Source organism: Massilia violaceinigra (assembly GCF_002752675.1).
Lineage (GTDB): Bacteria > Pseudomonadota > Gammaproteobacteria > Burkholderiales > Burkholderiaceae_D > Telluria_A > Telluria_A violaceinigra.
In genome coordinates, this window is record NZ_CP024608.1 from 7,156,986 (window position 1) to 7,170,370 (window position 13,385).

Genomic DNA, 13,385 nt, shown 5'->3' on the forward strand with positions numbered 1-13,385 from the left:
CAATGGAGATGTTCACCGTCGATGTCAACGTTGCACAATGGGAGTCCGCCCTGCCCTCGCTGCGCGGCATGGAACGCTTGCCGGTGCTGCTGCCGCTGGCCTGGCACCTGCGCCAGCGCGATCCGGCCCGCGCCCTGATGCTGGCCGGCGAAGCGCTCTCCCAGCTGCCCCTGTCCGACCTCCCGCCCGACCATTGCGCCAGCCTGGAGGCGCGCATGCACCTGCTGCACGCCGAATGCGAATGGCTCGACGGCGCACTCGACCTGGCCTGCACCCACGCGCAGGAACTGCTGTCCCGCTTCACCCTCCTGAACGACCATGCAGGCTGCGCCGACGCCCACTGGCTGCTGGCCTGGATCGCGGTCGACCGCGGCGACCATGACGCCAGCGACGCCGCCTTTTCCAACGCCGCCGCCAGCGCCCGCGAGGCCGGCGACACCTTGCGCTGCGACCTGGCCGAAGCGGCCCTCGCGCGCTGGGCCGTCCTGCGCGACCCCGTCAGCGCGATTGCCCGCTGGGGCGAACGCTTCGACGCCGACAGCACCCGCCTGCACCCCTCCCTGGCCACCTGGGTCAACGACTTCCTCGGCCTTGCCGCCAGCCAGGCGGCCGACTTCGGCGCCGCCGCCGGCCACTACATGCGCTGCTACGAGTCGGCCCTCGACACCGGCCAGGTGCGCGCCGCCATCACCGCCGCCACCAACATCGGCGAAGACTTCACCATCCTCAACGACCACCACTCGGCGCTCGAATGGGTCCAGTGCGCGCTCGAACTGGCGCGTCCCACCGGCTGGCCGCGCAGCGTCGGGGCCTGCCTGATGCACAGCGCCGACACCCTGCGCCGCCTGGGCCAGCTCGACGCCGCCCACGACATGCTGCAGGAAGCGCTGACCATCCTGAAACCGCTGGAGAACGCGCGCAGCTACGCCATCGCCCTGCAATATCTCGGCGACCTGTCGCTCGACCAAGGGAACTACGACTGCGCCCTGGACGCCTTTACGCGCCTGGCCGCGCGCGCCGAAGCGCTCGACCAGGCCGACTTTCGCAGCATCGCGCGGCGCGGCCAGGCGCACGCGCTGTCGCACCTGGGCCGCGCCAATGAGGCCATCGCGGTGGCCGCCGACGCCGCCGCCATGGCCGCCGCCCCCGGCTACGCCTACAACCAGATCGCCGCGCTGCGCGTGATGGCCCTCATCCACGCCCAGCACGCGCTGCCGCCGCCGCCCGGCATGGTCGAACCGAATCCGGTGCTGCACTACCTGCAGCAGGCACTGTCGGTGGCCTCCACCATCGAAGGCTACACGGTGCCGGGCGACCTGTACGACGCCATGGCGCGCGAGTATGCGGCCGCTGGCGACTACGCGCGCGCCTACGAGGTGGCGCTGGCGGCGTCAAGCTCGCGGGAAAAGACCCACAGCCAGGAAGCGACCAACCGCGCCATCGCCATGCAGGTGCATCACCAGACCGAGCACGCCCGCAGCGAGGGCTATCACCACCGCGAGCTGGCCGAGTCGGAGGCGCGGCGCGCCGAAATCCTGCAGCGCACCAGCGCGACGCTCGAACGCCTGTCGGCCATCGGCCAGGAAATCACGGCCCACCTGGACGCCGCCGCCGTGTTCCAGGCGCTCGACCGCCACATCCACGGCCTGCTCACCGCCAGCACCTTCGCCATCTACCTGATCGACGCCGCCGGCACCGTGCTTCACCGCGCCTTTGGCGTGGAACTGGGGCGCGAGCTGCCCAGTCACGCGATCCCCCTGTCCAAGCGCGACGCCTATTCGGTGCGCTGCCTCGACGAGCGGCGCGAAATCTACATCGAGCACTGGCCGGACGCCGAGCACCGCAAGGTGGTGCCGGGCACGATGGTCAATATGAGCGCGCTGTTCGTGCCGCTGACGGTGGGCGAGCGCGCCATCGGCGTGATGACGGTGCAGGCGCCGCAATCGCACGCCTATGGCGAGAACGAGCGCATGATTTTCCGCACCCTGTGCGCCTACGGGGCGATCGCGCTCGATAACGCCGAAGCCTACCGCCAGCTGCAGGATGCGCAGGCGCAGCTGGTGTCGCAGGAAAAGCTGGCCGCCCTCGGCTCGCTCATGGCCGGCGTGGCGCACGAACTCAATACCCCGATCGGCAACAGCCTGCTGATCGCCAGCACGATGCAGGAAAAGACCGCCGAAATCGAAGCGCTGATGAACGGGCCGGGCCTGCGCCGCTCCGAGCTGGCCGCCTTCATCACCGATTCGCAGAAGGCGGCCTCGCTGGTGCTGCGCGGGCTGACCAGCGCCGCGGACCTGGTCAACAGCTTCAAGCAGGTGGCGGTCGACCGCACCACCGAGCAGCGCCGCTTCTTCAACCTGCAGCAGGTGTGCCACGAAATCATCGCCACCATGATGAACCGCATCCGCGCGGCCAATCACAACATCGACATGGACGTCTCCGACGCGATCGGGATGGACAGCTATCCGGGGCCGTTCGGGCAAGTCATCACGAACTTCATCAACAACGCGCTGCTGCACGCGTTTGCGCCGGGCCACAGCGGCGGCATGACGCTCACCGCATCGATGCCGGCCGAGGGACGGGTAGTGGTGGAGTTCCACGACAACGGCGGCGGCATCCGGCCCGAGCATCTGGGCCGGATTTTCGATCCCTTCTTTACCACCAAGCTGGGACAGGGCGGCAGCGGGCTGGGACTGTCGATCAGCTACAACATCGTCACCTCGCTGCTGGGCGGGCAGATCACGGTGGTGAGCAATGCGCAGGACGGCACCAGCTTCGTGCTCGACCTGCCGCTGACGGCGCCGGAGCATACGGCAGCGGACGTGACGGCGATTTACTGAGGCGGCATGGCGCCTGCTGTGTGAACAGGCGCAGTTGCTACGGAGATTGATTGAACTTATAGTGGCTGGATGCAAAATCCCTACCAATCCCCCGCAAGCTGCGCACCGGAAGTCGCCCAGCCACCAGGCAAGCGACCGTTTTCCATCGGGTTCCTTCTGCTGGTCCTGGGCGTGATATCGATCTCGCTCGCCGTCATCAGCGCAGGTTTTGTCTCGGTAATGGTCTTTTACAAGGTGGGGGTACGCAGCAGCCTTGCGGCTGACATCGCGTGGCGCCTCGCCATCGCGGCATTGGCGGGCGCTGCTTGGCGTCGCGCGCCGGCGCCAGTGGGGGCGCTGGCTCGGCGAACTCGCCATGGGTGCACTGACGGTCGTGCTGTTTTTCATACCGGATACGGCGCAGTACGAAATTGGCACCGTGTCCTTCCGGCTAAAAGCGATTAGTTCTAGATGAGTCACGCAAAGGGCGCAAGCAGCGTCAAGCCGTCGGAGAAGCGGCAGCACTGGAGCGCAAGCGCGGGCCGAAAGCAGATCCCGCCGCCGCGCAAACGCGACGCGTGCTGGAACTGGAAAAAGAGGTCGAGCGCCTGCGTGCCAAACTGGTCAAGGCGGACCTGATCATCGACGTCCAAAAAAAAACTTTCCACTCTGCTGGGACTGAGTACCAGCGACATACTGAGCGAGCCGAAGTGATCGACGCCGCCAACAACCTGGCTGATCGCGTCGGCGTCGCCGCTGCCTGTCGGGCCTTGCGTTTGCCACGCAGCGCCCTGTATCGGGACCGCGCCGCGCGCCGCGTCTGCACGCTGCCGCTTGCTTGCGTCGCAGCACCCGCGCGGCGGCCACCGCTGGCGCTATCGGAGCTGGAGAGCCGCGTCGTGCTCGACGTGCTCAACAGCCCTCGTTTCGCCAATTGCGCGCCGGCAGCGATCCACGCCCAGTTGCTCGACGAAGGACGCTACGTGGCTTCGGTGCGCACCATGTACCGCTTGCTGCAAGGATGTGCCGCCGTGCGCGAGCGCCGCAACCAGTTGCGTCATCCTGAATACGCCAAACCGGAGCTGCTGGCCGTGGTGCCCAATCAAGTCTGGAGCTGGGATATCACCAAACTGAAGGGCCCGGTCAGAGGAACGTGTTTCCATCTGTATGTCATCCTCGACATCTTCAGCCGCTACGTCGTCGGCTGGATGGTGGCCGAGCAGGAAACCGCCGAACTGGCAGAGCAACTCATTGCCGACACCGCCGCGAAGGAAGACATCATGCCAGGCACGCTGACCTTGCATGCCGACCGGGGCAGCAGCATGCGCTCCAAGCCGGTAGCGACGCTGCTGTCAGACCTGGGCATCGTCAAGTCCCACAGCAGGCCCTACGTCTCCGACGACAATCCGTACTCGGAGGCGCAGTTCAAGACCATGAAGTACCAGCCGGGATTTCCTGCACGCTTCGGATCGCTGGCCGATGCGCGCGTTCACTGCGCCACATTCTTTACGTGGTACAACCACGAGCATCGCCATGATGACGCCTGAGAGCGTCCACACGGGCCGCGCGGCCGAAGTGGGCAAACAACGCCAAGCCACTCTGGCGGACGCCTTCCAGCGCACGCCGAATCGTTTCAAGCACCGCATGCCGCAGACGCAAAGACTGCCAACTGCAGCCTGGATCAACCCACCGGCCACTGAGAAAAAGGCCGCCTGAAACCCGAGATTTAGACTCTCACAAGTTCAATATGGTGTTTCAAAATCATTGACACGCTCCGGACGCGTAAAAACCGGACCGGCTGACGTCGAGGATGCGGCAGCTGCTCTGAACCGGAATGGCCTCCTTTTGCAGTTGAACAATGAGCTGATGCATCATTTCATTTCGCGGGCAAAGAAGGCCGAGGCCTTTTTTAAGATAGTCACATCCTGTCTCAGCTGCAGATTTTCCGCCTCCAATTGCCGGATCCTCTCCTGCTCGGCAGTGAGTGGCTTGCCGATGCCCGGCTGGCCGCTCTGCTCAGCACCATACTGGGTCAGCCAGCGGCGAATCGCGGTCTGGCCGATGCTCATGCTCTCGCTGACGTTCTGAATGCTCTGTCCCTGCTCTTTGATCATTCGAACCACTTCCAGCTTCAGGCTGGGATCGAATGTCTTCCGTTTTCTTGTTGCCATGTATTACTCCTCAGATGGTGGATTTTCCACCTATTGAGGTGTCCGGGCAAATTAGACCACAGCAAACATCACCGGCGCTACGGCAAAATCTACCGTAGCGTCGGCACTTATAGGGGAAGGCGGTTACTGTCACCGTCTGCGCCCCCAATCAGGCGGCCAGCGCGGGTGTTCGCGGAAGCTCTGCGAGCAGACCAGAAAAATACCGATTGAAGTCTAAAAGGAAGAGTTCGGTGTTAAAGTCGGCGAATTTGTACTTTCTGACAATCAGGGGTACGTCCTCCAACAAACGCTCCAATACTCTTTTCTTCTTTCCCTCCGCCGTCAGAGGGGCAAAATCGTCATAGTCCAGCATGATGTCCATGGACAGAGACTTTGTCTTTTTCGCAAAACGAATCCGCGGTTTGACACCATCTAAAAGCTTGCTACAAATCACATCGATCACAAGCTCGCCAAGTCCCTCGCCGTAATCCTTCGCAAACGCTTCCGACTGCTCTGGACGGGAAAGCCAGTACAGCACGTTTGAAAGACCGGAGTCGTGGTCAGATTCGCCCACTATGTCGCATTTCATAATGCCTCCTAGTGATTAGTTTTATTTCCAGGGGGACGATGACCATGGATCGCTGTGTAGTTCAGTACCTAATCCACTGCCCTCGACGCGCAAGTAGAACCCTTGTTTAGCGCCGCCCCCCTGTATCAAAACGATATCTACCCTCGAACTCCTACGACTGCCATGATGACCACTACATAGGAAACGAAGAAAGCGCCGGCAAGGAGCATTTTTCGAAAGTAGTGTTGCTCCTCGGGTGGATCGGCGCGCGTTATTAAGCGCATCCAGCCCCCCGTGAAATCATGCAAATAATCAACGAAAGTATCTTTACGACCTCGTCGTAGCCGCATGTATCGTACTGTGTAGAAAACGAACGCCGCCAGCCCGAACACCCCTGGCAGGAACATTGCAATTCCTATTGCGATTTGTAATTTGGTCATAGCGTTGAGATCTCTATAAGCTTTTCAGGAACGGAATCAGGTCCTTCCGAATTGACAAAGTACTGGTCTTCTGAGCTGAGAATGCAGCTCCCCACTGAGGGCCATAAGAAATGGCCGCGCCATTGACGCCTGTTGTCTCGCGGGTGAACGCAGTCGTCAAGGCGATCCGCTGGGGCATCATATAGTTGAGTCGGGAATACACCGAGCGCGGCATATTCAAGCTTCAAATATCACCGACGCTACAGCAAAATGTACTGTAGCGTCGGCAATTATGGAGAAGGCAGTTACTGTCACCGCCTGCGACCCAATCAGGCGGCCTGCGCGGGTGTTCGCGGCAGCTCTGCGAGAAGACCAGAATAATACCGATTGAAGTCTAAAAGGAAGAGTTCGGTATTAAAGTCGGCGAATTTGTACTTTCTGACAATCAGGGGTACGTCCTCCAACAAGCGCTCCAATACTCTTTTCTTCTTTTCCTCCGCCGTTAGGCGGACAAAATCGTCATAGTCCAGCATGATGTCCATGTACAGATACTTCGTCTTTTTGGCAAAACGAATCCGCGGTTTGAGACCATCAAAAAGCTTGGCACAAATCACATCGATCACAAGCTTCTCAAGTCCCTCGCCGTAATCCTTTGCAAACGCTTCCCACTGCTCTGGACGGGAAAGCCAGAACAGCACATTTCCCAGCCCAGTCTCGTGGTCACCTTCGCCCACTATGTTGCATTTCATAAGGCCTCCTAGTGATTAGTTTTGTTTCCAGGGGGACGATGACCATGGATCGCTGTGTAGTTCAGTATCTTCATGTTCTCAAGTTTATACGCTTGTGCCCTGGTGCCGCCGACAAATTCCCTATCCATGTACAGGCCTAGCCCGATATTATCAAGTTTTGACTCGCCAACGCGTACTTGAAATGTTGGACGAATTCTTCCAAATGATTTTACACAATCCGGTACAGGCGGACTAATTCGCCGTTGATATCGTTGATGACTTCCACATCGGCCGGCGGCCGCATAAAGTACAGCGCGGCGCCACCAGCAAATACCTCAACGCAACACTTGCGTGGAGGAAATTTTGGAATAAGGAAGTCGGCGAGCCGACGTTTTCCGCCGATCCAAGAGGTGATAGGGGTTGCCATAGATATACCTAGAGATATTGAATGTGGTTTGAAATACTGTACATTCATACAGCATCCCACACGGCATATCCTAGCTTCAAATATCACCGACGCTACGGCAAAATCTACTGCAGCGTCGGTAATTATGAGGGAAGGCGGTTACTGTCACCGCCTTCAACCCCAATCAGGCGGCCAGCGCGGGTGTTCGCGGCAGCGCTGCGAGCAGACCAGAAAAATACCGATTGAAGTCTGAAATGAAGAGTTCGGTGTCAAAGTCCGCGAATTTGTACTTTCTGACAATTCGCGGTACGTCCTCTAACAGGGCCTCCAATACTCTTGCCTTCTTGTTCTCTGCCGTTAGGAGGACAAACTCGGTATATACAAGCATGATGTCCATGTACAACCGTTTTTCCTTCTTTGAGTGACGAATTCGCGGTTTGACATCAACTATATGCTTGCTACATACCAAAATGACCGCGAGCGAGGCAAGCCCCTCGCCGTAGTCCTTTGCAAACGCTTCCTCCTGCTCCGGTTGGTTAAGCCAGAGGAGCACATCTGGCAGACCAGAGTCGTGGTCGCAATCGCCGGTTATTGTGCAGTCCATAAGACCTCCTAATGATTGGTTTTGTTTCCAGGGGGACGATGACCATGAATCGCTGTGTAGTTCAGTATCTTCATGTTTTCAACTTTATACGCTTGTGCCCTCGTGACACCTTCAAATTCCCTTGTCATATAGACTCCTGGCCCGATACTCATAAGTTCTGGCCCGCTATACCGCGTCGGAAAATCGTCAGTAATCCCAATTTTCCATAGGTCCCCTTTCTTACAGTACATCACGCCTACTGGATCAGCGTGTCTGTACTGCATCACAGGATACCACCCGTCCTTCAACGCTCTCAACGCGTATTGCCCGCCGACTTTAGCTGCACCTGCTGCCCCCTTCGTCGCGGTACCCATCGGCCCAGGCACGTCGGCCCCTGTCGTGATCGCAACGGCAACCGTGCTGGCAGCCAAGAAGCCCACTTGATGCTCTGCCACGAAAAGGAAGGCCGGAATGAGAAAAGCTGGGAGTAGTCCTTGTGGATCGGAATTTCTCAGCGGATCTCCACCTACGTAGCCGTATGGGTTCGCGCCTCCGGCTAATCCAATCGGATCGCTTTGGATGTAGCGGCCCAAGGTGGCATCGTAATAGCGATGCCAGTTGTACCAGAGCCCGGACTCTGCATCGTAATACTGACCAGGAAATCCAACATTCATTCCCCCGATGGAATCGGTTACAACTCGGCGGTCAAACGCTGCATTCGCCGCGCGCCAGACTGGCGCGCCGTCGCCGTTCGTCAGCACTTCGGGACGTCCAATCTGGTCGTTATGGCTCGCGTAGAATTGGCCGCCGCGCACAACGCCAAAGATCTGGCCGTTGAGGTAGACATACTGCGTGTTTGTTCCGCCGATTTCTGCAATGAGTTCGCCAGCGGGTCCGTAAATCGACCTTGTGCCGACATTGTTGGCGATCTTCAAGGCTCGCTGGTTGAGCCCATTTACGCGGTAATCCCCAACTTGTGCCCCATTGACCCAAACCCCGTTCATGCGGTTAAAGTTGTCGTAGGTGTACTTACGATTACCATCATGGCGATGCTCAATCGTGGCGTTTCCTACCGCGTCGTACTCGTACCGGCGCGATTGACCACTGCCAGTCCAGTGCTGAAGGCGGTTGGTGCCAGCGTAGAGACTGTAGGGCACCTCGAAAAACCCTCGTGAATCTGGCATGATATCGGTGCCTCGACTCTGACGTAATTTTTCATGATCAAGACCAGTCTGTTTGCTGACCAAGAGCGCGAAGCCAAGCTGAACAAGCTCGGCGATGCACTGGTGGTGATGGAGCGGCATGTCGACTTCGCCGCCCTGGCTGCCGAGGTCGACCTTGCGGCACCACGCCCTAGCCGCGAGCGCGGCGGCCGTCCGCCTTTCCCCACCGAATTGATGGTGCGCGTACTGTTGATCCAACAGCTGTTCAACTTGAGCGATGAGCAGATGGAATTCCAGCTGCTCGATCGCTTGAGCTTCCAGCGCTTTGCCGGCTTGCGCGCGAGTAGTCAGGTCCCGGATCGGACGACGATCTGGACTTTCAAGGAGCGCTTGATCCAGGCCGGCGCCAGCGAGAGCGTATTCGATGCGGTCAATCGCCAACTGTCCCAGCACGGCTACATTGCGCGCGGCGGGCAGATGATCGACGCGAGCATTGTGCAGGCGCCGAAACAGTCGCTGAACAAGGAAGAGAAAACCCTGGTCATGCAAGGCGCGATACCGGCCGGCTGGAAGCCGGCCAAGCGGCGTCAGAAGGATACGCAAGCGCGCTGGACGAAGAAACACGGCAAGTCCTACTTCGGCTATAAGGTCTCGGTCAACGCCGACAAACGCTACAAGCTGGTGCGCAAGATCAAGGTCAGCACGGCCAGCGAACATGACACCACGCATTTCGAGGAGGTGCTCGATCCCTCCAACACGAATCGCAACATCCTGGCCGACAAGGGGTACGTCGACGGCGAGCGCGAAGCGCGGTTGAACAAGCAGGGCTGGCGCATGCACATCCAGCGCAAAGGTAGCAAGGACAAGCCGATTTCCGATGCCCAGCAGCGCCGCAACCATCGCATCGCCAAGACACGCGCACGCGTCGAACACGTGTTCGCGGGCATGGCCCAGATGGGCGGCAAGGCGTTGCGCTCCATTGGCCTGGCGCGCGCCACGCTGCACCTGAACTGGAAGGTCGCTGCCTACAACTTGCAGCGCCTCGTCTACTTGAAGGAGGCAGGTATCGAGGCGTTCTAACGCCCGAGGTCCGTTCGGGCCGCCGAATTTGAGCAACGTAGCCTGAAAAACAGGTCGGGAAACAACGTCGCTCGCGCAATGCGGGCCACATTCAAACGCCCCGTTCGCAGGCAACCGCGAAATCACGGGTTATTCGAGGTGCCCTGTAGTTGAACTCGCCCTGCGCTTCCCGGCTGTGCTTGACTCTATTGCCGACGTCATCCCATCCGAAATACTGGTGATCGCCGTTGCGGTTGACGCTCGAAAGCCGGCCATGCTCGTCGTAGCCGTAGTCGGTCGTCAGCTCGGGACGAACCGCGTCGGAGACTTTGGAGATCGTTCCACAGGGACTGTAGTCGAAGTTCTGAGAGTGCACACCAAGCGTCTGGAGCTGATCGAGGCGCATATCCACGTCAAACGTGCTCATGCGCGATTGCCCGTTGCCAAAGCGCCAGGCATACATTGACTCGTTGGCGGGCTGATACAGGAACCCATCGGCAATAGTGGCCCACTTGCCGCTCAGGTTACTCCGCATTTTTGTCAGGCGACCGGTACCGTCATACTCATATACAACGTTAAGACCACTTGGCCATGCCATGCCGCTCAGCCGGCCGCCGGCGTCATACGCCCATCTTGTTGTTAACTTCGTACCGTAGATATCGTTATCTTGGCGAATCGGCTTGCCGGCAGCGTCATATGCCCAATTTGTGCGCCCCGTGGCATCGGTCATGCTCGTCAAGAAGCCCTTGCCCAAGTGGCCCTCATCGTAGTTGAAGGTTTCAGTTGTATCGCCGCTGTGACGTGTCCTTTGGCGGCCAAGATCGTCCCATGTGTACGTAATTACCTTGCCATTGGCCTGTGTCTCATGCGTCAGCCGTCCAAGATCGTCGTATGCATCGTACGTAGTGGTACCTCGATCAGGACTATCGATGCGAAGCACGTCGCCGAAGTTGTTGTAGGCGAAGGTGGTCCTTACGCCGCGAGGATCAGTAAAGGCTTCCAGCCGACCGGACCAGTCGTACTCGAGACGCGTGATCGATCCATCCGCCGCTGTTTGTTTGATCAATCGGTTTCGTGCGTCATATTCGTAGAAAGTACCCTTGCCGTCGCCAGTATAGAATACGACAATATTGCCGTTCCCATCGTAGCGAATATCTTCTCGTTCGCCCTTGTTGTTCACCATCTGGTAAGGCCGCCCCAAGGAATCGAGCTTGGTTACCTTGCTGAACTCACCGCCAGCGGCAGCACGAGGACCGTTTGCACCAGCTGAAGGCACTTGCCGGGGTGACGCGTCGCGCAAGGAATTGCTGCCAGCGTCATACTTGACGGTTGAAAACTGATTCTGCGCATCGCCTACTGCTTCCACATCGCCGTCAGGTGAATATCGATACTTGATCATGCTGCCGTCGGGAAAGGTAATGGTCGTCGGCTGGCGCGCGGCGTTATAGGTAGCTTGAGTAATGCGATTGCCCGGCGCAGTAACTTTTCCAAGCGTGCCGTTAGGGTTGTACGAGTAACTAGTGACAAGCCCATTTATGTCGGTCATCGTGCCTGGCATGCCGAGTCCGGTGTAGCCGCCAAAAGATTTCACGTGACCCAATGGGTTGACGGTCGAACTTACCCGACCGAAGGCATCGTAGTTGACTGTTGACCGGATTTCCCTTCCGGCGAGGAACGCAGTTGTGACCATGGTCGCCAGCGTGCCGTTCGGGTGAAACGCGTATGCATATCTGGTAAGCCGTCCCCTGCCAGATTTCAGGTCGGTGATCAGTGTTTCCGCTATACGTCCGCGTTCTCGACCACCCGAGTGGTAAGCATAGTTGACCTTGGCATAACTGTCGCCCCCGGCGCCTTTATAGACCGTTTCGCGCAGCTCGCCGTTATCCCACGTGTGTTCAGTTTTTGTCTCCTCCGCCGTGCGCGCTGCTTTGGTTTCGGTGGATAGATAGCCGTTTTCGTCGTAATGGAAAGTTGTCGGGATACCGCGCCAATCAGTAGTAGTCGAAACGTAGCCATACGGGTCGTAGTCGGTAAATGCGCTGGAATGCGGGCACGTGGCCGTCGCTGTCCGGTCGATCTTATTGATCTTTAATTCGCCTGCCACATTGACGAAGCTGTATCGGGATTGCTGGCCTTGGGCATTGGTAACTACGGTCAGCTTGTCACTGTAGTCGAAAACGTCACGGTGGCGATCGCCGGCGAGCCCGCTGATATGCACGCGGCGATCCGGCCAATAGCTATAAGTGCTATAGCGGACACCGCCGATGGTGATGCCGGTAAGCAGAGACGGGTCGCCAGCCTCGTAGTGATAATCGCGTACATCCGGGTTGGGCCCAGGCGAAGTTACCTTGGTCAACATACCCTTGTCGTTGTATTGGTAGTTCCAAGTATGATTATTGGTGTCCACAACACTTGAGACCAAGCCGTTCGCACCCCAATTAAATTTGACGCTTTGTCCGGGAGCGTTTTGAATCGACGCAAGTCTAGCGGGGACGCGATTGGAGGGGGGATAGTATGTGTATTGTCGTAAGTTCAGGCCGCCCTGGTCTGCAATGCTGTCGATTTGGCCTTGCGGCGTGAATGCGAAAGTTTTCCTATTTTTGCGAATGACTACAGATTGTTCCGGGAAATAGCTTAATACGTCCTCGGCGGATATATCCCTGCCTTCTGCGTAATAATATACTTCCGGGCGCCTTGGAGTAACATTAGGTCGCTTGGGGGGGAGGGCTGGCTGAGTAGCTTGCGCGCTGGGCGGTAGCGGTTTAGGGGTTCGCACTTCGTCCCCACCAACTGGCGGCCCCGACCTTATGTACTTATACACGACCGCAGTGCCGTTTTCGTCGATGTGAGTAATCGTCTTGGGAATCAGATGCCAATCTGCTTGCGGGGCAAAGAAGTCGCCGTACGCAAGCCGGTGGGGGTCCAGGCTGGAAAGCCAGCGCTTGCCAAAGAGACCGCCCTCCCCGTGCATACTGCGGTATGTGCGAGATAGCGATAGTGCGTAGAGTCCCTGAGCAGTAAAGTCCTCTTCAGTTTTGTGCTTTTCGCCGGTTGCGATGAGGACGGGATTTTCCGTGGATTTACAACCTAAACCCTCCGACTGCTTGTTCTTATTGCCTGGTGACGGGCGAGAGGCCTTTAGCGGCGCTCCGCCATCGCCCGACCCGATTGTTGAGCTAAATGAAACCGCCGTTGAAAAACCGAAAACGAAAGGTTCCGGCTTGGGTTGCTGTTCGTCCTCCAGAAATTTATCCCGGACATAAACTGCCGGTTCACCGTTGGGTCCGACTTCTGCGCCCACGACAGAGTTAACCATTAACTGATTGTCGAAAGCGGCGTTTTCTTCCTTTTGATCAATGGGTCCAGCCATCGCTTGTGCGAACACAAGGAATTGGAGGAAAAGAACACGTTTGAATTTTTTCACGATATGTCCCGAGTTAGATTAGAAAATAACCACGGGGGCGCCCTAGCCCAGCTCCAACTGATGGGA

11 protein-coding genes and 1 pseudogene are annotated in these 13,385 nt (G+C 58.4%); 4 read left to right on the plus strand and 8 right to left on the minus strand.

Going from position 1 to position 13,385, the window contains the following annotated elements:
• The first annotated feature begins 2 nt into the window (after window positions 1-2).
• The 3 genes from CR152_RS30915 (at window position 3) to CR152_RS34575 (ending at window position 4,535) form a co-directional block, all read left to right on the plus strand.
• The gene (locus tag CR152_RS30915) at window positions 3-2,840 is read left to right on the plus strand and encodes an ATP-binding protein (RefSeq protein WP_099881422.1); all 2,838 of its coding nucleotides are present in this window, start codon (window positions 3-5) and stop codon (window positions 2,838-2,840) included.
• 503 nt (window positions 2,841-3,343) lie between these two features.
• A complete protein-coding gene (locus CR152_RS30920; RefSeq protein WP_229413868.1) occupies window positions 3,344-4,366 on the plus strand; it encodes an IS3 family transposase in 1,023 nt (340 codons plus the stop codon).
• Window positions 4,353-4,535: a hypothetical protein gene (locus tag CR152_RS34575; RefSeq protein WP_099881425.1), complete on the plus strand. Its 183-nt coding sequence runs from the start codon at window positions 4,353-4,355 to the stop codon at window positions 4,533-4,535. The genes CR152_RS30920 and CR152_RS34575 overlap by 14 nt, the downstream gene beginning before the upstream one ends.
• A gap of 155 nt (window positions 4,536-4,690) precedes the next feature.
• Here the strand turns inward: CR152_RS34575 and CR152_RS30930 are convergent, their stop codons facing one another.
• From CR152_RS30930 to CR152_RS34930, 7 genes and pseudogenes are all read right to left on the minus strand, one after another.
• Entirely contained in the window at window positions 4,691-4,990 is a 300-nt protein-coding gene (locus tag CR152_RS30930; RefSeq protein ID WP_099881427.1) for a transposase, read from the minus strand.
• A gap of 148 nt (window positions 4,991-5,138) precedes the next feature.
• Window positions 5,139-5,558 (minus strand): Imm44 family immunity protein, encoded by a 420-nt coding sequence (locus CR152_RS30935; RefSeq protein WP_099881428.1) that lies wholly within the window; start codon window positions 5,556-5,558, stop codon window positions 5,139-5,141.
• A 137-nt stretch (window positions 5,559-5,695) separates the two neighbouring features.
• Window positions 5,696-5,977: a hypothetical protein gene (locus tag CR152_RS30940; RefSeq protein ID WP_157778856.1), complete on the minus strand. Its 282-nt coding sequence runs from the start codon at window positions 5,975-5,977 to the stop codon at window positions 5,696-5,698.
• A 308-nt stretch (window positions 5,978-6,285) separates the two neighbouring features.
• Window positions 6,286-6,705, minus strand: a complete 420-nt coding sequence (locus CR152_RS30945; protein WP_099881432.1) for an Imm44 family immunity protein — start codon at window positions 6,703-6,705, stop codon at window positions 6,286-6,288.
• Window positions 6,706-6,916: 211 nt separating this feature from the next.
• Window positions 6,917-7,111, minus strand: a pseudogene (locus tag CR152_RS30950) (DNA adenine methylase); the annotation flags it as partial.
• 163 nt (window positions 7,112-7,274) lie between these two features.
• Window positions 7,275-7,694, minus strand: a complete 420-nt coding sequence (locus CR152_RS30955; RefSeq protein WP_099881433.1) for an Imm44 family immunity protein — start codon at window positions 7,692-7,694, stop codon at window positions 7,275-7,277.
• Window positions 7,695-7,702: 8 nt separating this feature from the next.
• Complete coding sequence (locus CR152_RS34930) at window positions 7,703-8,857, minus strand: RHS repeat-associated core domain-containing protein (RefSeq protein WP_157778857.1); 1,155 nt, start codon at window positions 8,855-8,857, stop codon at window positions 7,703-7,705.
• A gap of 33 nt (window positions 8,858-8,890) precedes the next feature.
• Here CR152_RS34930 and CR152_RS30965 point away from each other — a divergent pair, with 33 nt between their 5' ends.
• On the plus strand, window positions 8,891-9,916 hold the full coding sequence (locus CR152_RS30965) for an IS5 family transposase (RefSeq protein WP_099875167.1): 1,026 nt from the start codon (window positions 8,891-8,893) through the stop codon (window positions 9,914-9,916).
• Between the two features lie 91 nt (window positions 9,917-10,007).
• Here CR152_RS30965 and CR152_RS30970 read toward each other — a convergent pair whose 3' ends face one another.
• Window positions 10,008-13,319, minus strand: coding sequence for a DUF6531 domain-containing protein (locus CR152_RS30970; protein WP_099881435.1), 3,312 nt, complete (start codon window positions 13,317-13,319; stop codon window positions 10,008-10,010).
• Window positions 13,320-13,385 lie beyond the last annotated feature (66 nt).

Excerpts from the sequence above, each read along its gene's own strand:
- CR152_RS30940 (WP_157778856.1), bottom strand. The coding sequence starts at position 5,977 with ATGACCAAATTACAAATCGCAATAGGAATTGCAATGTTCCTGCCAGGG.
- CR152_RS30955 (WP_099881433.1), bottom strand. The coding sequence starts at position 7,694 with ATGGACTGCACAATAACCGGCGATTGCGACCACGACTCTGGTCTGCCA.
- CR152_RS30930 (WP_099881427.1), bottom strand. The coding sequence starts at position 4,990 with ATGGCAACAAGAAAACGGAAGACATTCGATCCCAGCCTGAAGCTGGAA.
- CR152_RS34930 (WP_157778857.1), bottom strand. The coding sequence starts at position 8,857 with ATGCCAGATTCACGAGGGTTTTTCGAGGTGCCCTACAGTCTCTACGCT.
- CR152_RS30945 (WP_099881432.1), bottom strand. The coding sequence starts at position 6,705 with ATGAAATGCAACATAGTGGGCGAAGGTGACCACGAGACTGGGCTGGGA.
- CR152_RS30915 (WP_099881422.1), top strand. The coding sequence starts at position 3 with ATGGAGATGTTCACCGTCGATGTCAACGTTGCACAATGGGAGTCCGCC.
- CR152_RS34575 (WP_099881425.1), top strand. The coding sequence starts at position 4,353 with ATGATGACGCCTGAGAGCGTCCACACGGGCCGCGCGGCCGAAGTGGGC.
- CR152_RS30935 (WP_099881428.1), bottom strand. The coding sequence starts at position 5,558 with ATGAAATGCGACATAGTGGGCGAATCTGACCACGACTCCGGTCTTTCA.
- CR152_RS30965 (WP_099875167.1), top strand. The coding sequence starts at position 8,891 with ATGATCAAGACCAGTCTGTTTGCTGACCAAGAGCGCGAAGCCAAGCTG.